Annotated in this window: 22 protein-coding genes; 21 read left to right on the top strand and 1 reads right to left on the bottom strand. The window is 43.4% G+C overall.

Annotated elements, in window-relative coordinates; all coding sequences use genetic code 11:
* Positions 1–7: 7 nt before the first annotated feature.
* Positions 8–418 (bottom strand): type II toxin-antitoxin system RelB family anti-toxin, encoded by a 411-nt coding sequence (gene relB / locus D8791_RS00645; protein WP_125445925.1) that lies wholly within the window; start codon positions 416–418, stop codon positions 8–10.
* 276 nt (positions 419–694) lie between these two features.
* On the opposite strand from relB, the gene D8791_RS00655 reads away from it, so the two are divergent.
* From D8791_RS00655 to D8791_RS00755, 21 genes are all read left to right on the top strand, one after another.
* The gene (locus tag D8791_RS00655) at positions 695–1,951 is read left to right on the top strand and encodes a competence/damage-inducible protein A (RefSeq protein WP_185760521.1); all 1,257 of its coding nucleotides are present in this window, start codon (positions 695–697) and stop codon (positions 1,949–1,951) included.
* A gap of 57 nt (positions 1,952–2,008) precedes the next feature.
* Positions 2,009–3,157 (top strand): recombinase RecA, encoded by a 1,149-nt coding sequence (gene recA, locus D8791_RS00660; protein WP_125387183.1) that lies wholly within the window; start codon positions 2,009–2,011, stop codon positions 3,155–3,157.
* An 85-nt stretch (positions 3,158–3,242) separates the two neighbouring features.
* A complete protein-coding gene (spx, locus tag D8791_RS00665; protein WP_005591493.1) occupies positions 3,243–3,641 on the top strand; it encodes a transcriptional regulator Spx in 399 nt (132 codons plus the stop codon).
* Between the two features lie 107 nt (positions 3,642–3,748).
* Positions 3,749–4,315, top strand: a complete 567-nt coding sequence (locus tag D8791_RS00670; protein ID WP_125387184.1) for an SP0191 family lipoprotein — start codon at positions 3,749–3,751, stop codon at positions 4,313–4,315.
* Between the two features lie 43 nt (positions 4,316–4,358).
* Positions 4,359–4,916, top strand: coding sequence for an SP0191 family lipoprotein (locus D8791_RS00675; protein ID WP_125387185.1), 558 nt, complete (start codon positions 4,359–4,361; stop codon positions 4,914–4,916).
* A gap of 168 nt (positions 4,917–5,084) precedes the next feature.
* Positions 5,085–5,351 carry an IreB family regulatory phosphoprotein gene (locus D8791_RS00680; protein WP_005592119.1) on the top strand — a complete coding sequence of 89 codons (267 nt, stop codon included), beginning with the start codon at positions 5,085–5,087 and terminating at the stop codon, positions 5,349–5,351.
* A complete protein-coding gene (gene ruvX, locus D8791_RS00685) occupies positions 5,351–5,770 on the top strand; it encodes a Holliday junction resolvase RuvX (protein WP_005591497.1) in 420 nt (139 codons plus the stop codon). The genes D8791_RS00680 and ruvX overlap by 1 nt, the downstream gene beginning before the upstream one ends.
* A 20-nt stretch (positions 5,771–5,790) precedes the next feature.
* Positions 5,791–6,102: a DUF1292 domain-containing protein gene (locus tag D8791_RS00690; protein ID WP_005591498.1), complete on the top strand. Its 312-nt coding sequence runs from the start codon at positions 5,791–5,793 to the stop codon at positions 6,100–6,102.
* A 175-nt stretch (positions 6,103–6,277) separates the two neighbouring features.
* Positions 6,278–7,510: a bifunctional folylpolyglutamate synthase/dihydrofolate synthase gene (locus tag D8791_RS00695; RefSeq protein ID WP_125445927.1), complete on the top strand. Its 1,233-nt coding sequence runs from the start codon at positions 6,278–6,280 to the stop codon at positions 7,508–7,510.
* A gap of 60 nt (positions 7,511–7,570) precedes the next feature.
* Positions 7,571–8,068, top strand: coding sequence for an SP_0198 family lipoprotein (locus D8791_RS00700; protein ID WP_125445928.1), 498 nt, complete (start codon positions 7,571–7,573; stop codon positions 8,066–8,068).
* A 181-nt stretch (positions 8,069–8,249) separates the two neighbouring features.
* Positions 8,250–9,785 (top strand): cardiolipin synthase, encoded by a 1,536-nt coding sequence (cls, locus tag D8791_RS00705; RefSeq protein ID WP_125445929.1) that lies wholly within the window; start codon positions 8,250–8,252, stop codon positions 9,783–9,785.
* A 286-nt stretch (positions 9,786–10,071) separates the two neighbouring features.
* A complete protein-coding gene (locus D8791_RS10280; RefSeq protein ID WP_185760522.1) occupies positions 10,072–10,218 on the top strand; it encodes a hypothetical protein in 147 nt (48 codons plus the stop codon).
* 35 nt (positions 10,219–10,253) lie between these two features.
* A complete protein-coding gene (locus D8791_RS00710; protein ID WP_125445930.1) occupies positions 10,254–11,810 on the top strand; it encodes a heme transporter CcmD in 1,557 nt (518 codons plus the stop codon).
* Positions 11,811–11,931: 121 nt separating this feature from the next.
* A complete protein-coding gene (gene nrdD, locus D8791_RS00715) occupies positions 11,932–14,127 on the top strand; it encodes an anaerobic ribonucleoside-triphosphate reductase (RefSeq protein ID WP_125445931.1) in 2,196 nt (731 codons plus the stop codon).
* A 1-nt stretch (position 14,128) separates the two neighbouring features.
* Positions 14,129–14,266, top strand: coding sequence for a hypothetical protein (locus D8791_RS00720; protein WP_005592063.1), 138 nt, complete (start codon positions 14,129–14,131; stop codon positions 14,264–14,266).
* Positions 14,267–14,321: 55 nt separating this feature from the next.
* Positions 14,322–14,819: a GNAT family N-acetyltransferase gene (locus D8791_RS00725; protein WP_125445932.1), complete on the top strand. Its 498-nt coding sequence runs from the start codon at positions 14,322–14,324 to the stop codon at positions 14,817–14,819.
* Between the two features lie 9 nt (positions 14,820–14,828).
* On the top strand, positions 14,829–15,374 hold the full coding sequence (locus tag D8791_RS00730; RefSeq protein ID WP_125445933.1) for a GNAT family N-acetyltransferase: 546 nt from the start codon (positions 14,829–14,831) through the stop codon (positions 15,372–15,374).
* Positions 15,340–15,939, top strand: coding sequence for an anaerobic ribonucleoside-triphosphate reductase activating protein (gene nrdG / locus D8791_RS00735; RefSeq protein ID WP_015605938.1), 600 nt, complete (start codon positions 15,340–15,342; stop codon positions 15,937–15,939). Before D8791_RS00730 ends, nrdG begins: the two co-directional genes overlap by 35 nt.
* Before the next feature lie 482 nt (positions 15,940–16,421).
* Complete coding sequence (gene cpsA, locus D8791_RS00745) at positions 16,422–17,879, top strand: LCP family glycopolymer transferase CpsA (protein WP_125445934.1); 1,458 nt, start codon at positions 16,422–16,424, stop codon at positions 17,877–17,879.
* Between the two features lie 3 nt (positions 17,880–17,882).
* Positions 17,883–18,614 carry a capsular polysaccharide biosynthesis protein Cps4B gene (gene cps4B / locus D8791_RS00750; protein ID WP_125445935.1) on the top strand — a complete coding sequence of 244 codons (732 nt, stop codon included), beginning with the start codon at positions 17,883–17,885 and terminating at the stop codon, positions 18,612–18,614.
* 28 nt (positions 18,615–18,642) lie between these two features.
* Positions 18,643–19,338, top strand: a complete 696-nt coding sequence (locus D8791_RS00755; RefSeq protein ID WP_125445936.1) for a CspC family polysaccharide chain length determinant protein — start codon at positions 18,643–18,645, stop codon at positions 19,336–19,338.
* Positions 19,339–19,345: the final 7 nt, after the last annotated feature.

Here is a 19,345-nt window from a genome sequence, read left to right on the forward strand (position 1 = left end):
AATATTATTACTCTTCCTTTTGCATCCAAATCTTTTCCTTGATAAAGATGCGCAGCTCATAGAAAAGCATAAAGAGAGTAGAGACGAGGAAGCCTGCCATAAAGATATGGTGCAAATAAGCAAAGACACCAATGTAAACCAAGATGGAAAAAAGGTAGAGGATGACTAAATAATGCCATTTCTTGGCCTTGCTGTCTTCGATGACCTTTTTCTCCAAACGCTCGTCCTCCTTGATGAGCTGGTCTAGACTGAGATCAAACTCCCGACTGATAGCGATGAGATTGCCAATATCAGGGATTCCTTTTCCACTTTCCCAGCGGGCAATGGCAGAGCGGGAAACCTTGAGTCTTTCAGCCAAGGCTTCCTGAGTGAGTTGATGTTGTTGACGAATATCTTTGAGAACTTGAGAAATTTTCATGATGCTTCCCTTTCTTTTCTAGTGAAATAAATAAGTTTCTTCTTTACATCCTTTTCATGTTTATTATAAAAAGAAAAAGTTTCTTTGCCAATAGCATCTGCCTAACAATCCAGTTATTCTCCATAACAAACAGATTTTCAAAAGTTATCCACAGGATGTTGACAACTTTGTCAATCAAGTTGACAGCTCTTTTTATTTCCTGAAATGAAAATCAACTTTTTTACTCTTTTTTGTGATAAAATAAAGCCAATTCCGAATAGTAAGGTAGGAGGTTCTATGAAAGCAGAAATTATTGCTGTGGGCACCGAGATTCTGACAGGTCAGATTGTCAATACCAATGCCCAATTTTTATCTGAAAAGCTAGCGAGTCTAGGGATTGATGTCTATTTTCAGACAGCAGTGGGGGACAATGAAAACCGTCTTCTCTCTGTCCTAGAAATTGCCAAAGAGCGCAGTGATTTAATTATCCTGACAGGGGGCTTGGGACCAACAGAGGACGATTTGACCAAGCAGACTTTGGCTAAATTTGTCGGTCGAGATTTGAGCTTCGACCCAGCGGCTGTGGAAAAGCTAGATTGCTTTTTTGCTAGCCGACCAGATTATGCTCGAACACCTAACAATGAGCGTCAGGCTCAGCTGGTCGAAGGCTCGACGCCGTTAACAAATGCGACCGGCTTAGCTGTTGGAGGATTGTTAGAAGCAGACGGAGTGACCTATGTAGTCTTGCCTGGCCCGCCTAGCGAGCTCAAGCCTATGGTTAATAACGAGCTGGTCCCCCTCTTATCCACAGGCCAGAAATTGTATTCACGGGTGCTCCGCTTCTTCGGTATTGGTGAGAGTCAGTTAGTGACTATTTTGGCTGAAATGATTGATCAACAAAGCGATCCGACCATTGCACCTTATGCAAAGACGGGCGAAGTGACCTTGCGACTGTCCACCAAGGCATTGAGTCAGGCAGAAGCGGATACTAAGTTTGAGGCTGTGGAAAAGTCTATTTTGGCGTATCAGAGTTTTGAGGGGCAGTCTTTGTCCGAGATTTTCTATGGTTATGGAGATGACAATTCCTTGGCTCAGGTGGCTTTCGACTTGCTGAAGAGTCAAGGGAAGACGATTTCGGCGGCGGAGAGTTTGACAGCTGGCCTCTTTCAAGCGACCTTGGCTGATTTTGCTGGAGCTTCAGCTATTTTTTCAGGTGGCTTTGTCACCTACAGCATGGAAGAAAAGAGCCGGATGCTGGATATCCCGTTGGGAGATCTGGAGAAGCATGGTGTCGTTTCAGCTTTTACGGCTGGGAAAATGGCAGAGCAGGCTAGAAAGCTGACTCAGAGTGACTTGGCTGTCAGTCTGACAGGTGTGGCTGGACCAGATTCACTGGAAGGTCATCCAGCTGGAACGGTTTTTATCGGCTTAGCGAGTGAATCAGGAACGGAAACCATTAAGGTAAATATTGCTGGACGCAGCCGTCGTGATGTGCGAAAGATTGCTGTTATGCATGCCTTCAACCTCGTACGAAAAACTTTATTAAAGAACTGATTTTTGGTATAATAAAAAGATGGCCAAAAGATATTTTAGAAAAAATAGGAGAAATAAATGGCAAAAAAACAGAAAAATTTGGATGAAATCACAAAGAAATTTGGAGATGAACGCCAAAAAGCTTTGGATAACGCTCTTAAGAATATTGAAAAAGATTTCGGTAAGGGAGCTATTATGCGCTTGGGCGAGCGAGCGGAGCAAAAGGTTCAAGTCATGAGTTCAGGCTCTCTGGCTTTGGATATCGCCCTCGGTGCGGGTGGTTATCCTAAGGGGCGGATTATTGAGATTTATGGTCCAGAGTCTTCTGGTAAGACAACCGTTGCCCTTCATGCAGTTGCTCAAGCTCAAAAAGAAGGCGGCATCGCAGCCTTTATCGATGCAGAGCACGCTTTGGATCCGTCATACGCTGCAGCTCTGGGTGTAAACATTGATGAGTTGCTGCTGTCACAACCAGACTCAGGGGAGCAAGGTCTTGAAATTGCAGGAAAATTGATTGACTCTGGTGCCGTTGATTTGGTCGTTGTCGACTCAGTTGCGGCTCTTGTACCTCGTGCAGAAATCGATGGCGATATCGGTGACAGCCACGTTGGTTTGCAGGCTCGGATGATGAGTCAGGCCATGCGCAAACTGTCTGCTTCTATCAACAAAACTAAGACGATTGCCATCTTTATCAACCAACTTCGTGAAAAAGTTGGTGTTATGTTTGGAAATCCTGAAACAACACCAGGTGGACGTGCTTTGAAGTTCTACGCATCTGTTCGTCTGGATGTCCGTGGCAATACCCAAATCAAGGGTACGGGCGATGCGAAAGATACAAATGTCGGTAAGGAAACTAAAATCAAGGTCGTTAAAAACAAGGTGGCTCCACCATTCAAGGAAGCCTTTGTGGAAATCATGTACGGAGAAGGTATTTCTAAGACAGGCGAGCTGATTAAGATTGCGACTGACTTGGATATCATCAAAAAAGCGGGTGCTTGGTACTCTTACAATGATGAAAAAATCGGTCAAGGATCTGAAAATGCGAAGAAATATTTGGCTGATCATCCAGAAGTCTTTGATGAAATCGACCGTCAAGTCCGTGTACGTTACGGCTTGATTGAGGAAGATGAGCCAGCAGAAGCAGTGAAGGGTAAGGCTGAGGCTCCTCTTGAAAAATTAGAAGAAGTGACTCTTGATCTAGACGATGCCTTTGATATTGAGGAATAATTTTTCAAAATAGGTCGCAAGACCGATGGTTTTTGTGGTATAATATACTACGATAGTAGTATCGTGTAGCGAAAGGAGTACTTGCATGATCACAATTTATACGGTTTCAAGTTGTACTAGCTGCAAAAAAGCAAAGACCTGGCTAAACGCCCATCAATTGACTTACAAGGAGCAAAACCTTGGTAAGGAAGGAATTACCAAAGAAGAAATTCTTGATATTTTAGCAAAAACTGAAAATGGCATTGCCAGCATTGTATCTTCAAAAAACCGTTATGCAAAAGGACTCGGTGTTGATATTGAAGATTTGAGTGTAAACGAAGTCATTGACATCATCATGGAAACACCGCGGATTCTGAAAAGTCCGATTTTGGTGGATGACAAGCGTCTCCAAGTTGGTTACAAGGAAGATGATATCCGTGCCTTCTTACCTCGTGCAGTGCGCAATGTTGAGAATACAGAGGCTCGCTTACGAGCAGCTCTATAATTAGATAAGGAAAGGCGCCTTTTAGGTTGCCTTTTTTCTGTCTCATTACCTAAAAATGATTGACAAGCGGTTAAACTATGATACAATATCTCTGAGGAGGACGGAACGTGAAGAAATTTTTACTAATTTTTGGCTTAGCAGCTGTGATATTGACTGGCTGCGCTCATAAGAAAGCGGACAAGCCAAAGGGGAAAAAAGAGGAAATTACAACTAATCTTCCCATTATCAGTCAGGCTGAAAAGCAGGAAGTTATCACCAAGAAACTAGTTTTCCCCAAAGATGAGCAAGGAATTCAATCTAGTCAAATTATTACTTATCAAGGGAAACGCTTTATCAAGGTGATTATGGAGAGAATTACTCCAACGGATGATAGTATCAAAAATGCGATTAAAGAAGTGGGGCTGGAGGAGACTCAGCGACTTTTGGATGAATCAATGCAAAAGGATACGGACTATACTCAAGCAAAAACTGTTGCTGGTTTCACTGGAACCGTTCAGATTCTTAATGAAAATGAACTGAAAATCACATCAACTTACGATTTTGACAATTTGGATATTGAAAAGGCACTCACTTTAAATTATTTTAAAAATAGCAATCTAAAAGAAATGACAAAGATGCAACCTGAAGAATATATCAATAATTTATTGATAAACGGGGCTGAGGAGCAACAGTAAGGAAGCTTCTTGTCAATCATAGAAAACCAAAAAGGAGAAAGAAATGAAAAAATCAGTAGTACTTTTAATGGCTAGCTTGGCGGTGTTGACAGCTTGTGGACAACAATCACATAGTGGAAAAGCTGGTAGCAATCAGTCTGTTCAAAGCAAGGTAAAAGATAAATCGGTTACCAAGTCTTATCAGTTAAATCAAAAGGTACAAGGGCTCGATCAAACGATGACCTTGACAGTTACCTACGCGGGCAAGAAGTATGAAAAGGTGAATATTGCTATTTCACAAAATTTACCAGAAGAAGCTAAGTCTGCCTTAGCTGGTCAAGACTTGTCCTCTCTGCAAGAAGAGGTGAGCAAGAGCTTCAAGCAAAGTTCAGGAGTGGATAAACTTGAACAAGTAAAAGGTATTCAAGTGAATGTTAAAGTGACTGAAAAAGGCACTGTTGATATTGATTTTATTATTGATCCGACAAATCTTGATTATGATGCGGCTTCTAAAGTACCGACCTATGGGCCAATTTTTAGCCAAATGAAGTCTCAGACTCCAGAAGAATTTATCAAATCCTTCCAGGATGAAGGGGGCAAGGAAATTAGCAATCCGTCCTAATATTTTTGATGAAAACTAGTCTTTGAAAAAGGGCTAGTTTTTTGATGGGAAGGAGCGGTAAATAGTTGAAAAAATGTCGAAAAAGTAGAAAATTTACATGGATTAAGTTTGTGAAACTGCTGTAATTATGCTATAATGATGGTATTCTTAGAGAAAGAGGGTGTAATTGTGGGATTTACAGACGAAACTGTACGTTTTAATCTTGATGATTCAAACAAAAAAGAAATTAGCGAGACTTTGACCGATGTCTACAAGTCACTCAATGATAAGGGCTATAATCCAATCAATCAAATCGTAGGTTACGTGCTGAGTGGAGATCCCGCTTATGTGCCTCGTTATAATAATGCTCGAAATCAGATTCGTAAATATGAACGCGATGAAATCGTAGAAGAACTGGTGCGTTATTATTTGAAAGGGCAAGGCATTGACCTCTGATGAGAATTATGGGACTAGATGTCGGCTCGAAAACAGTAGGCGTTGCAATTAGCGATCCACTTGGCTTCACCGCTCAGGGGCTTGAAATCATTCAGATTGATGAAGAGAAAGAGCAGTTCGGTTTTGAGCGTTTGACGGAGCTTGTCGAGCAATATAAGGTGGACAAGTTTGTGCTTGGCCTCCCTAAAAATATGAACAATACCAGCGGTCCACGAGTGGAAGCGAGTAAGGCTTATGGTGAGAAGATTGCCCAGCTTTTCCAAATTCCGGTCGAGTATCAGGACGAGCGTCTGACGACAGTGGCTGCTGAGCGCATGCTGATTGAACAGGCAGATGTCAGCCGCAGCAAGCGCAAAAAAGTGATTGATAAATTGGCGGCTCAGCTAATTTTACAAAATTATTTAGATAGAAACTTTTAGAAAGAATTGAGGAAACAATTATGGCACACGATCATAACCATGACCACGAACAGGCACAGCCTGAATTGATTACCTTGGTAGATGAGCAAGGGAACGAGAATCTATTTGAAATTCTTCTGACCATTGATGGTAAGGAAGAGTTTGGAAAAAATTACGTACTTTTGGTACCAGTAAATGCTGAAGAAGATGAGAACGGCGAAGTTGAAATCCAAGCTTACTCATTTACTGAAAATGAAGACGGCACAGAAGGCGAATTGGAACCAATTCCAGAAGACTCTGATGCAGAGTGGGATATGATTGAAGAAGTCTTCAACAGCTTTATGGAGGAGTAAAAAGGTCTGGAAGACCTTTTTAGCCCGGACTTAGAAATTAGGAAGCCAGCCAGTTGGAGAATTTATCATGGCTTGGCCACAGCTAGTTTCTTTACGAAGAATAGAAAAGAGAGAGAAGCGAGTGGTGATTCACATTTGAAGTCCGCTTCGCTTCTCTTTTTATGTAGGAAAAATGATGAATGAAATTGAAAAATGGTTGAACGGTCGTATTGGCCTAAACTTTCGTTCAGGTCTGGAACGGATGCAGAGAGCGGTAGATTTGCTGGGGAATCCTGAAGGGGCTTACCCCGTCATTCATGTGACGGGAACGAACGGCAAGGGCTCTACCATTGCTTTTATGCGGAATCTATTTGCCGATCAAGGGAAAAAGGTAGCTAGCTTTACATCTCCGCATATGATCAGCGTCCATGACCGTATTTGTATCAATGGCCTGCCGATTTCGGATGCTGATTTTGTTCGCTTGGGGCGGCAGATTCAGGAGATGGAGAGTGAATTGGTCAAGACTCACGACCAGCTATCCTATTTTGAAATCTTGACCTTGCTAGCCTTTCTTTATTTCAGAGAGGAGCAGGTTGATCTGGCTCTCATCGAAGTGGGAATTGGCGGACTCTTGGACACGACCAATGTCTTGGATGGGCAAGTTGCAGTGGTGACATCGGTGGGCTTGGATCATCAGGAAACGCTGGGGCAGACGCTTACAGCGATTGCGGAGCAGAAGGCTGGCATTTTCAAGAGCGGTCGCTCTGCAGTCATTGGTCCCTTGCCAGAGGAGGCTCGTCAGGTCTGTGAACAGCGGGCAGCAAGTTTGGACTTGGATTTGTATGAATACAGGCGAAATTTTTCGTTTTCTGATGGTTCTTTTAAGAATAAAGACTTGATTTTATCGCATTTGGTCTTGGGATTGCAAGGTACTTACCAAGAAGAAAATGCAGCGCTGGCTTTGCAGGCCTTTCTGCTTTTTATGAAGCAAATGGGCTGGGAAATTGATTTTTCTATGCTTCCTTCATCTTTGCGGAAGACCCATTGGGCGGGGAGGCTAGAGGAAATTCGTCCGAATATCTATCTGGACGGTGCCCATAATTTGCCAGCTCTGGCGCGTTTGGTCGAGTTTATCAAGGGACAGAAGGGCAAGACATGCAGCCTGCTGTTTGGAGCTTTGAAGCGCAAGGATTATAGCGGCATGCTGGACTATTTGCAGGAGGCTCTGCCGGAGGTTCAGGTGACGGTGACCAGCTTTGACTACGGGGAATCTGTGGGGCAGGCAGAAGCTGCGGACTTTGACTATGTGGCGGATTACAGAGCCTTTATCGAGAATTTCAAACAAGAGCAGACGGCCGACCAAGTTCTTTTTGTAACGGGTTCACTTTATTTTATTGCAGAGGTTCGAGCCTACCTCCAGAGTGTATAAGTTGACCATAGAAAGCCCTGTTTGGTAAAATAGAAGTGGAACAAAGAAAGGAGAAACAAAATGAAAGTTTCAAAAAAATTAGTTCTTTCAGCCCTTACGGCTATGACCGCTTTTGTATTGGTAGCTTGTGGCAATTCTGGCCAAAATCCATCCAATCAAGCTGCTCAATCTCAAGCGAGTTCCTCCGTTTCTCAGTCATCTGAGACAGTGTCATCAAATAGCAAGGCAAGTAGCAATACAAACAGTAGCGTAAATACTAGTAGTTCAGAGGCTTCTACTTCCAGTCAAACGGCTGCTAGTGACTTAGATGGGACTTATAAGGCCACTCATGAAGGTGATGCTTTAACTCTAGAAGTTTCTGGAAATAAAGGAACCCTGACCAAAGTCGAACACGACGGTGAGCAGGAAATTGAACAGATGCAGATTGATCCAACCAATCAAACCATGATTGTTGGGGATGACGTTAAGCGCTATCGCGTAGAGGGCAATCAACTGACTCTGGAAGATTTGTCGCAGGAAAACGATGATGACGACACAATCGTCTTCACCAAGCAATAATTTTCAAAAAAGGAATATCCTAAAAAGGCTGGACAGACGCTCCAGCTTTTTGTGTTTGTGAATAACGGAGTCTTGGGGCTTCCTTTAATCTTGGACTAGAGGCCATTTTCTTTGAAAAAATTTTGAAATTGCTGCTAATTATTGTTATACTAGATAAAATGTGAGATGAGGAAGGATTAGGATGAATCTAGGCAAGTTTCGTTTGCTGATGTCCAAGTATGGTTTCAGCATCATTATCATGTTACTGGAATTATTTCTTGTTTTTGCGGCCTTTTTCTATTTTAATCAGTTGGTGCCTAATTGGTTATCAGCCCTTGTCATTGTTTCTTTATATATTGGGACTATCTTGGCGATTGTCAATCGGAATATGCCTCCTGAAAGCAAGGTGACCTGGCTCTTGTTCGCAGTTGTGCCCGTTTTTGGCTTCTTGCTTTATCTGATGTTTGGGGAGCGACGCCTTTCCAAAAAAGAAATCCAGCAGCTGGAAAAAATGGACTCAATGAAGTTTCGAGAGGACAACAGCTATGACCTGCGAGTCGAACTCAAGCAGGAAAATAAATCAGCCTTTGGTATTGTCAAGTCTTTGCTGAGTATGGATCACAATGCCGATGTCTACGATGGCACGGCTTCGCAATATTTCCCTCTTGGCGAAGAGATGTTTGAGGCCATGCTGGATGATTTGCGTTCGGCCAAGAAATTCATTTTTCTGGAGTTTTATATCATTGATCCAGGTTTGATGTGGAATCGTGTCCTTGAGATTTTGGTAGATAAGGTCCAGCAGGGAGTTGAAGTCAAGCTGCTCTACGATGATATTGGCTGTATGGCGACCCTTTCGGGAGATTACACGAAAAGACTGCGCAAGATGGGAATTGATGCCCATAAGTTTAACAAAGTGATTCCGCGGATGACGGTGGCCTATAATAATCGTGACCACCGCAAGATTTTAGTGGTGGATGGGCAAGTCGGCTATACAGGCGGAATTAATCTGGCAGATGAGTATATCAACCATATCGTGCGCTTCGGGCATTGGAAAGATGGCGGTGTCCGTCTGGAAGGGCGAGCAGTAAAGGCTTTGACACGTCTTTTCTTGATGAATTGGTACATTAATCGCGGGGAAATTACAGACTTTGACCGTTATCATTTTGATAGCCAGCGAGTGGAAGGCAAAGGGCTTTATATTCCGTATGGTAGTGGCCCCAAGCCGATTTATAAGGAACAGGTGGGCAAGGCTGTCTACCAGAATATTATCAATCAAGCCATCGATTATGTCTATATCACGACCCCTTATTTGATTATTGACTATGATTTGACAGAGGATATCAAAAATGCAGCCATGAGAGGAGTGGATGTTCGCATTGTGACTCCGTTTATTCCTGATAAAAAGCTGATTCAGATCGTCACTCGTGGTGCTTATCCAGACTTGCTAGAGGCTGGTGTTAAGATTTACGAGTACACTCCTGGTTTTATCCACAGTAAGAACGTTATTTCAGATGATGAGTTAGCCGTGGTCGGAACCATTAATTTTGACTACCGTAGTCTGGTGCATCATTATGAAAATGCGGTTCTTATGTATCAGACAGAAACGATTGCGGACATTAAGCAGGATTTTGAAGATTTGTTTGATGTTTCCAAAGAAATTTCTCTTGAAACCCTCCAGAATAGCTGGTACCAACGTTTATTGAAGGAAATCATGCAATTATTTGCTCCGCTACTTTAAAGAGAGTGGGACAGAAATCGGTAATTCGTTAGAATTCGATTTCGTCGTCCCACCTCCGCACAGTTGAGTAGGGCTGTAAAAGCTGATGAAATCAGCGTAGTAGAGCCCACTCAACCCCTGCGTCTTGCTTGACAATCCAAAGACAATTGAGAGGCTAGGACTTTTGTCCCAGCCCCTTTTTTCTGTCTTTTGCTGAGACATTAGCTACACATCATGCTTTCTTGTGATTACTGTCTTTATTTTACGAATAGTAAATAGAGGACAGAGAATCAAAGGAGGATTATAGATGGAAATAGCAAAAATAATTTATCAGCTTTCTTGTCCAGAAGAGCGGCTAGTTTACTTGAAATTCCGCGATTTGGAGCGCTTGGCAAAGAAGAGCCAGAAAAAGAAAGGGAGCCAAGATAAGGCTGACAGAAAGAGTGTTTTTTGATATACTATAGAGTATGGAAATCAAGGAGAACTTTTATGAACGATAGAAATCAGCAGGAAAACGTGGAAATTTTAGTATCTATGTCCGCAGAAACCTGGCAAAATACGAGTGAGAGACGGCGGTTAGAGAAAATAATCGAGCCAGTTCCTTCTTTAAAACTATTTTTTTGGAGCGTTTTGGTCAGTTTGACCAGTGTCATCAACCCTCTACTAACCAACTTATCCACCAATTTGCAATCACAAAATCTATATGCTGGCTGGGCCTTGACTCAGGGAGAAGTTGCCTATGCAAATATTTATGGAACCAGCGGTCTTCTCTACTATTTGGTAAGCTGGTTGGGGAATTTATTTTTGGGTCAGCTATTGTTTTTACTTTTCCAAGTAGTGGCTTTGACCTTGGCAGGAATATATCTCTTCCAGACAATTTCACAAATAACGGTTAGAAGTGGTCTAGCTCGCCAGATTACAATCCTGTTCTATTTGTTTGTACTGACACTGGGATTTGGCGGAACTTATTCTATTATTTTTGCTTTCCCATTTATCTTTCGGAGTTTGTACCATCTCGTGAAGTACTTACAAGGGCGTGTCCGCGATGAGTCTTTTATTCGTTTTGGGATGGTTGGAGCCTTGGCTTTTCTAATCGAGCCGGCTTTTAGCCTGCTTTTTTACTCATTGACGACGCTGTTTTTGCTTCTGTACAATATCGCTGACAAGCGAAAAGCGCGTGGCTTTTATCAATTGCTGGCAGGTCTATTAGGTTTTTCTTTAGTCTTTTATCCACTGGGCTACTATACAGTTTTGAATGGTTCTTTTGGTGTGGCGATTAGCCAAGTGACTTATGTTCTAGAGGCTTTTCGTCTCAATAGCAGCTATTTATTAGATCATTTGCTCTATTATGGTTTGCTCTTCCTAGGTTTAGGTTTTGTGACAGCGCTGATGACGGCTTTTGCTTTCAAAGAAGAGCCAACTGCTGCGCGTGGCATGCGCTTTATTGGGCTGCTAGGCCTCCCTATTAGCTTTGTTGGAGTTTTAGGTCTGCCAGAGAAGGGCGCTTATCAATTGTTGACAACTCTGCCTTTTGCCCTACTATTACTAGCCTTGTGGCTAGATACAGGTGGAGACAGGGATGGTCATGAAAGACGTCACCGTAAGCCTACCAAGACTTCTAGCTGGAATCGTTATTTGGGTAAGCAACTCTTTCTACCTTTGCTTGCGATGCTTTACCTCCTAGCTTATCCATTTGTAAATGAGTATATTCTATCCAGCGGAGTTTCCGCTGAGAGAAATCTGGTAGCCCAACATATCCGTGAAAATAGCACTGCCAAGGATAGCATTTATGCTTGGGACAATACAGCTAGCCTCTATAACAAGGCGCAGCGTTTATCGGCTGTTTCTCTACTGAGTCCTTCGCTTTATACAGGAACGGAGGAAAATCGCATTTTATTGCGCAACGCTTTAAACGAGGCGAGTCCGAAGTTTATTTTAGTCAATAAAGATGTGAAACTCTTTTCAGATATAAAAAAGAAAATTTCTCAAGATTACGAAGAAGTGAACCTAAAACTCAATCACTTCAAGCTTTATCAAAGTAAGTAATCAAATCAATATGTTGTGTGTAAAATAAAAAATTGACATTTTTACCACAACATATTGATTTTTTATTTTGGAGTGATATAATGTTTGGTAGATGATTAATTGAGAAGAGGAAGTGTTTGTGATGATTTTAAGAGAAGCAAAATTTGATACAGCGCCTACCATCTACGTTGAGAAGCGAGACGGCCGGAGAGTAGCTTTTGATGTGACTAAGATCTATAAGGCTATGGTACGAGCGGCTCAGGACCTTGGTCCCATGATGCCTATGCTGGAAGCTAAGCTCGAAACCATTACAGACCGTGTTGTGGCAGAAATCAGCAGCCGCTTCGCTAAGTATGTCAAAATCTATGAGATTCAGAACATCGTTGAGCATGAGCTTTTGAATGCCAAGGAATACGCCATTGCGGAGAACTACATCACTTACCGCACCCAACGGGATTTTGAGCGCTCAAAAGCGACTGATATCAACTTTACCATTGACAAGCTCCTCAACAAAGATCGTACGGTAGTCAATGAGAATGCTAATAAGGACAGCGATGTTTTCAATACCCAACGGGATTTGACAGCTGGGATTGTCGGCAAATCCATTGGGCTTAAGATGCTGCCGCCTCATGTGGCTAATGCCCACCAGAAGGGGGACATCCACTACCATGATTTGGACTACAGCCCTTATACACCGATGACTAATTGCTGTTTGATTGACTTTGACGGCATGCTGAAAAATGGCTTCAAGATTGGGAATGCAGAAGTAGAGAGTCCCAAGTCTATCCAGACTGCGACAGCGCAAATCTCACAAATTATTGCCAATGTAGCTTCCAGCCAGTACGGTGGTTGTTCGGCCGATCGGATTGATGAAGTCTTGGCGCCTTATGCTGAGCTTAATTATCAAAAGCATCTCAAAGATGCGGAGCAATGGGTTTTGCCGGCTAAGCAGGAAGAATACGCCTGGGCGAAGACCAAGAAGGACATCTACGACGCCATGCAGTCACTGGAGTATGAGATCAATACTCTCTTTACCTCTAATGGTCAGACTCCTTTTACTTCGCTGGGCTTTGGTCTGGGCACCAGTCGTTTTGAGCGGGAAATTCAAAAGGCCATCCTCAATATCCGTATCAAGGGACTGGGAAGCGAGCACCGCACAGCAATTTTCCCTAAGTTGATTTTCACCCTTAAGCGTGGACTCAATCTCGAGCCAGGGACGCCTAACTACGACATCAAAGAACTGGCTCTGGAGTGTGCTACTAAGCGTATGTATCCAGATGTCCTTTCCTACGACAAGATTATCGAATTGACTGGATCGTTTAAGGTACCGATGGGCTGCCGTTCGTTCCTACAAGGCTGGAAAGATGAAAATGGTCAGGAAGTCAATTCCGGCCGTATGAATCTGGGTGTCGTTACTGTCAATCTGCCACGGATTGCGCTTGAATCCGAAGGGGATTTGGATAAATTCTGGGAACTCTTTAATGAGCGGATGAATATCGCTGAGGACGCTTTGGTCTACCGAGTGGAGCGGACCAAAGAAGCCAGTCCAGCCAATGCACCGATTCTTTATCAGTATGGGGCTTTTGGCCAACGCTTGGGCAAGTATGATCAGGTAGACCAGCTCTTTACTCACCGTCGTGCAACGGTTTCCCTAGGCTATATCGGTCTGTATGAAGTGGCAGCAGTCTTTTACGGTGGCGACTGGGAAACTAATCCAGAAGCCAAGGACTTTACGGTTGCCATTGTCAAAGATATGAAGCGTAGAGTGGAAGAATGGTCAGATCAGTATGACTATCATTTCTCTGTTTACTCGACGCCATCCGAAAGTCTGACTGACCGTTTCTGCCGTTTGGATACAGAGAAGTTTGGCATCGTTCCAGATATCACTGACAAGGAGTACTACACCAACTCTTTCCACTACGATGTGCGGAAAAATCCAACGCCTTTTGGAAAGCTGGATTTTGAGAAGATTTATCCTGAAGTGGGTGCTTCAGGCGGCTTTATCCACTACTGTGAATACCCTGTGCTGCAGCAAAATCCCAAGGCTTTGGAAGCTGTCTGGGACTATGCCTATGATCGGGTTGGCTATCTGGGAACCAATACACCAATTGACCGTTGTTATAAGTGTAACTTTGAGGGAGATTTCACGCCAACCGAGCGGGGCTTCACCTGTCCAAACTGTGGCAACAGCGATCCCAAGACGGTCGATGTGGTGAAGCGGACCTGCGGTTACTTAGGAAACCCGCAAGCCCGTCCAATGGTCAATGGCCGCCACAAGGAAATATCAGCTCGGGTCAAGCATATGAATGGCTCAACTATTAAGTACGAAGGAAATTAAGATGGGAAAGTATCAATTGGACGACAAAGGAAAGGCTCAGGTGCAGCGTTTCCATGAAAAACATTCGCGGGGAGGCAATGGCAAAAAAGAGCGATTGGCCAAACTGCGTCAGCAATTTTTAGAAAAAAACAAGAAATAATAGAAGTCAGAGTGGGGCGCAAGGCGGTCTCACTCTCTTCGTATCAGGAGGCACTATGGAGCTAAGACGACCGAAACTAGAAGACAAGGAAAAGATTTTAGAGATGCTGGCTGACTTTGAAGCAGCTGGTAGCCGACAGGACGGCTTCTTTGGAGGAGCGGATTTTGTTTATGAGGACTGGCTGGAGACCATTCAGCTAGCTGAGGCAGGTCTAGGCTTGCCGCAAGGTTTTGTGCCTTACATCCAACTGGTCTCTTTTGCTGCGGATGGTCAGGCTGTGGGCTTTCTCAATCTGCGCTTACGGCTCAATGACCATTTGCTCCAAGAAGGCGGGCATATCGGTTATAGTATCCGTCCCTCTGCGCGTGGGAAAGGATTGGCCAAAGAGCAGCTGCGACAAGGCTTGCAAGTAGCTAAAAGTAAAAATATCAAACGTGCTTTAGTGACTTGTGATTGTGATAATGCTGCCAGTCGAGCAGTGATTCTAGCTAATGGTGGAGTTTTGGAGGATATTCGAGGCGGGAAAGAGCGCTATTGGATTGATTTAGATTGAGGATAGTTTATGAAGTTACAACGACCAACTTTGGAAGATAAAGACGCAATTTTAGAAATGATTGCTGAGTTCGATGCAGCAAAATCCTATATGCACGGTGGCATGGGCTCCACTTGGAAGCGAGCAAAGGATTATGAGGATTGGTTAAAGATTGTAGAGCAGCAGGAGGATACTGAGAATCTGCCAGCAGGTTGGGTTCCCGCCATTCAATTTTTATCCTTTGATGAGACTGGCTTGCCTCTGGGCTTTTTAGCCCTGCGCTTGTCCTTGAATGACAAATTATTTGTGGAGGGTGGTCACATTGGCTATTCTATTCGCCCCAGTCAACGCAGAAAAGGCTTGGCTAAGTTGCAGCTAGAGTTAGGGCTGGCAGAGGCTCGAAAGCAAGGACTAGAACGAGTGCTGATTACCTGCGATGAAGACAACGAAGCCAGTCGCCGCACGATTTTCTCTGCTGGCGGTGTTTACGAAAATACAATCGACAGAAGTCAGCGTTACTGGATTAATTTGGAGGATGAAGATGAACAATCCCAAACCTCAAGAATGGAAAAGTGAGGAGCTGAGTAAGGGTCGAATCATTGACTATAAGGCCTTTAACTTTGTGGATGGCGAAGGCGTCCGCAACTCCCTTTATGTCAGTGGCTGTATGTTTCACTGTGAAGGCTGCTATAATGCAGCAACTTGGTCTTTCAACGCTGGCATTCCTTATACGCAAGAGTTGGAGGAGCAGATTATGAAAGACTTGGCGGAGCCCTATGTGCAGGGGCTGACTCTCCTAGGCGGCGAGCCTTTTCTCAATACAGGCATTCTCCTGCCCTTGGTCAAGCGGATTCGGCGTGAGCTGCCGGACAAGGATATCTGGTCTTGGACGGGCTACACCTGGGAGGAGATGATGCTGGAAACGGAGGATAAGCTGGAGCTGCTGAGTCTGATTGACATCTTGGTGGATGGCCGTTTTGATATTACAAAGAAGAACCTCATGCTGCAGTTTCGCGGTTCCTCCAATCAACGCATCATTGATGTGCAGAAGTCCCTTCAGTCAGGCCAAGTAGTCATCTGGGACAAGCTTAATGATGGGCTCCAGGCCTATGAGCAAGTGGACCGAGATGGGCTGCTGTAATCGTCTAGATTGGATCAGAATTCCTAGTATAAAAATAGGACATTTAGTTCAACTTTGTCTACAATTTTTAAAGATGCTTACTTATGATGCAAGTGGCTCTCAGAGTTCATGAGCCAAGCTCTATTTTCTTTATCAGAAAAAGGAGAGTGGGACAGAAATCGGTAATTCGTTAGAATTCGATTTCGTCGTCCCACCTCCGCACAGTTGAGTAGGGCTGTAAAAGCTGATGAAATCAGCGTAGTAGAGCCCACTCAACCACTGCGTCTTGCTCGACAATCCAAAGACAATTGAGAGGCTAGGACTTTTGTCCCAGACTCTTTATTTTCTGTGTTTTATCTTGAATTCGATTTCAAAGTTGAAGTCGTTGACAAAAGAATAGGATTTTTTTACAATTATGTAATCTTCTTAAGAATTTCTTAAAAAAATCATATTTTTATGCTACAATAGAATAGAGTAATTTCATACAGAAAGTAGTAAGGGAAATGTATCAGAGAACAAAGAAATCTAAAAAGAAAAGCAATCGATTAAAAATAGTTAATAGCACCCTCTTGGGTGTTTATACTTTGTTAGCGGCCTTCTTGATTTTCACAATTTTTCGCTATCATTTTCTAGCTTTTCGCTATGTGAATATCTTAGTGGCAGTCCTCATCCTAGCAGTGGCAGCCTTGTCAGGATTCCTGATTTTCAAGGGTAAGGCAGGAAAGACCACCAGTGCTATTTTGATAGTAGCCCTGCTTGTGGGGTCAGTGTCTATGTATGCTGTAAAGGGTTTGGTTGACTTGTCGACTGGCGTTAATTCCACTTCCAACTACTCTGAGTATGAAATGAGTGTCGTGGTGCCGGCGGATAGTGATGTTAAGGACCTCAAACAGTTGACAAATGTTTTGGCCCCATCAGGCAATGACCAAGACAATATCCAAGCGCTGATGAAAAATATCAGTCAGACACAAGGGCATGAGCTGACAGTAGATACAGCATCTTCTTATCTCGCTGCCTATAAGTCGCTGACTTCTGGTGAAGCCAAGGCTATGGTCCTGAATAGCGTCTTTGAAGATACGATTCGTGGCGAAGATCCTGACTATGCTTCAAAAATTAAAAAAATCTATACTTACAAGATAAGCAAGAAGATTGATACAGCCATTGGCAAGCAAGATCCGAATGCAGAGGTCTTTAATATCTATGTCAGTGGTATTGACACTTATGGACCAATTTCTTCTGTGTCACGCTCGGATGTCAACATTATCATGACAGTCAACCGTAAGACCAAGAAAGTCTTGCTGACGACGACGCCGCGCGATGCCTATGTTCCAATTGCGGACGGTGGGCTCAATCAGCCAGATAAGCTGACACATGCAGGTATTTACGGTGTAGATGCTTCAGTTCACACCTTGGAAAATCTCTACGGCATTGATTTGAATTATTATGTGCGTCTGAATTTCACTTCCTTCCTCAAGTTGATTGATTTGCTGGGTGGGATTGATATTGAGAACGACCAAGAGTTTACTAGTCTGCACGGTAATTACCATTTCCCTGTAGGTAAGGTCCATCTTAACTCTGACCAAGCTCTAGGCTTCGTCCGTGAGCGTTATTCTCTAAATGGTGGAGATAATGATCGTGGTAAGAACCAAGAAAAGGTCATTGCAGCAGTCATTAAAAAGTTGACCTCGACAGATGCGCTGAAAAATTACAACGCCATTCTTTCAGGGCTGCAGGATTCTGTCCAGACCGATATGAGCTTGGAAACGATGATGAATCTGATCAATACTCAGTTAGAGTCAGGTGGAAGTTATAATGTGACTTCTCAGGCCTTGACTGGAACTGGAAATACAGGTCTGCCTTCCCATGCCATGCCTGAGGCTAATCTCTACATGATGGAAATTGATCAAAATAGCTTGGCAGCAGCCAAAGCAGCGATCCAAGAAGTGATGGAAGGGAAGTAAAGCATGATTGATATTCACTCGCATATCATTTTTGATGTGGATGACGGTCCTAAGACACTAGAGGATAGCCGACGTCTGCTCGAAGAAAGCTATCGGCAGGGCGTTCGTACCATTATTTCTACTTCTCATCGCCGAAAGGGCATGTTTGAAACGCCCGAAGAAAAGATTGCAGCAAACTTCAAGCAGGTACAGGAGTTAGCCAAGCAGGTTGCTGACGACTTGACCGTGCTATACGGAGCTGAGATTTACTATACTAGCGATATCTTGCAAAAGCTGGAAGAGGGAAGGTTTCCCAGTCTAGGCGACACCAAGTATGTCTTGATCGAGTTTAGTATGAATACACCATATAAGGATATTCACTCAGCCTTGGGTAATGTTATCCGCCTCGGAATGACTCCGGTGGTGGCTCATATCGAGCGCTATCACTGTCTGGAAAATGACGAAGATAGAGTCAGCGAATTGATCAATATGGGCTGCTATATGCAGGTCAATAGTTCAAATGTTTTGAAACCCAAGCTCTTTGGTGATCGTTACAAATTTATGAAAAAGCGTGTTCAGTTCTTTCTAGAACGGGACTTAGTTCATTTCGTTGCCAGCGATATGCACAATCTCGATGACAGACCGCCTTATATGCAAAAGGCCTATCAGCTTATCGTGAAAAAATATGGAGCTGCGCGTGCGGAAGAACTCTTTAAGACAAACCAAGAAATCTTATTAAGTAACGAGTTTATTTAATCAATCAAACTCTGGAGAAAGTAAATACATGAATCAAGAAAATCAAATAATCGAAATCGATGTGTTGTCTTTGTTAAAGATACTTTGGAAACGGAAATTTTTAATTATCTTAACTGCCTTATTGACGGGGATTTTAGCTCTAGGTTATAGCGTTTTTATTGCCAAACCTACTTATAAGAGCACGACGCGTATCTACGTTGTTAATCGTCAGCAGGGCGAAAATCCTACCTTGACAAACCAAGACTTGCAGGCCGGTTCTTATCTGGTAAAGGACTACAAGGAAATTATCCTGTCTCAAGATGTTTTGGCATCCGTCATTTCAGAATTGAAACTGTCAGGTTCACCATCTGACTTGGCATCTAAGGTAACTGTGACTGTACCAACAGATACTCGGATTGTGTCTATTACGGTTACGCATGCGGATCCGGCAGAAGCAAGCCGTATCGCCAATACCTTACGTGAAGTCGCTGCTGAGAAAATTATCGCTGTTACCAAGGTCTCTGATGTTACAACGCTGGAAGAAGCGGAAACGCCGAAAACACCGTCTTCTCCAAATATCCGTCGCAATACTATCATTGGAGTGCTTGCGGGTGGTGTCTTGATGGTGCTTGTAGTAGTGAGCGTGGAAATCCTTGATGACCGTGTCAAGAAGCCAGAAGATATCGAAGAAACCCTAGGAATGACCCTGCTTGGTGTCATCCCAGATATGAGTAAGGTAGGTTAGGAGATAC

Source organism: Streptococcus cristatus (assembly GCF_003943515.1).
GTDB classification, from domain to species: domain Bacteria; phylum Bacillota; class Bacilli; order Lactobacillales; family Streptococcaceae; genus Streptococcus; species Streptococcus cristatus_D.

What these genes read in the sequence shown, in the direction of transcription:
- relB (WP_125445925.1), bottom strand. Translation starts at nt 418, where the DNA reads ATGAAAATTTCTCAAGTTCTCAAAGATATTCGTCAACAACATCAACTC.
- D8791_RS00655 (WP_185760521.1), top strand. Translation starts at nt 695, where the DNA reads ATGAAAGCAGAAATTATTGCTGTGGGCACCGAGATTCTGACAGGTCAG.
- recA (WP_125387183.1), top strand. Translation starts at nt 2,009, where the DNA reads ATGGCAAAAAAACAGAAAAATTTGGATGAAATCACAAAGAAATTTGGA.
- spx (WP_005591493.1), top strand. Translation starts at nt 3,243, where the DNA reads ATGATCACAATTTATACGGTTTCAAGTTGTACTAGCTGCAAAAAAGCA.
- D8791_RS00675 (WP_125387185.1), top strand. Translation starts at nt 4,359, where the DNA reads ATGAAAAAATCAGTAGTACTTTTAATGGCTAGCTTGGCGGTGTTGACA.
- ruvX (WP_005591497.1), top strand. Translation starts at nt 5,351, where the DNA reads ATGAGAATTATGGGACTAGATGTCGGCTCGAAAACAGTAGGCGTTGCA.
- D8791_RS00690 (WP_005591498.1), top strand. Translation starts at nt 5,791, where the DNA reads ATGGCACACGATCATAACCATGACCACGAACAGGCACAGCCTGAATTG.
- D8791_RS00695 (WP_125445927.1), top strand. Translation starts at nt 6,278, where the DNA reads ATGAATGAAATTGAAAAATGGTTGAACGGTCGTATTGGCCTAAACTTT.
- D8791_RS00700 (WP_125445928.1), top strand. Translation starts at nt 7,571, where the DNA reads ATGAAAGTTTCAAAAAAATTAGTTCTTTCAGCCCTTACGGCTATGACC.
- cls (WP_125445929.1), top strand. Translation starts at nt 8,250, where the DNA reads ATGAATCTAGGCAAGTTTCGTTTGCTGATGTCCAAGTATGGTTTCAGC.
- D8791_RS10280 (WP_185760522.1), top strand. Translation starts at nt 10,072, where the DNA reads ATGGAAATAGCAAAAATAATTTATCAGCTTTCTTGTCCAGAAGAGCGG.
- D8791_RS00710 (WP_125445930.1), top strand. Translation starts at nt 10,254, where the DNA reads ATGAACGATAGAAATCAGCAGGAAAACGTGGAAATTTTAGTATCTATG.
- nrdD (WP_125445931.1), top strand. Translation starts at nt 11,932, where the DNA reads ATGATTTTAAGAGAAGCAAAATTTGATACAGCGCCTACCATCTACGTT.
- D8791_RS00720 (WP_005592063.1), top strand. Translation starts at nt 14,129, where the DNA reads ATGGGAAAGTATCAATTGGACGACAAAGGAAAGGCTCAGGTGCAGCGT.
- D8791_RS00725 (WP_125445932.1), top strand. Translation starts at nt 14,322, where the DNA reads ATGGAGCTAAGACGACCGAAACTAGAAGACAAGGAAAAGATTTTAGAG.
- D8791_RS00730 (WP_125445933.1), top strand. Translation starts at nt 14,829, where the DNA reads ATGAAGTTACAACGACCAACTTTGGAAGATAAAGACGCAATTTTAGAA.
- nrdG (WP_015605938.1), top strand. Translation starts at nt 15,340, where the DNA reads ATGAACAATCCCAAACCTCAAGAATGGAAAAGTGAGGAGCTGAGTAAG.
- cpsA (WP_125445934.1), top strand. Translation starts at nt 16,422, where the DNA reads ATGTATCAGAGAACAAAGAAATCTAAAAAGAAAAGCAATCGATTAAAA.
- cps4B (WP_125445935.1), top strand. Translation starts at nt 17,883, where the DNA reads ATGATTGATATTCACTCGCATATCATTTTTGATGTGGATGACGGTCCT.
- D8791_RS00755 (WP_125445936.1), top strand. Translation starts at nt 18,643, where the DNA reads ATGAATCAAGAAAATCAAATAATCGAAATCGATGTGTTGTCTTTGTTA.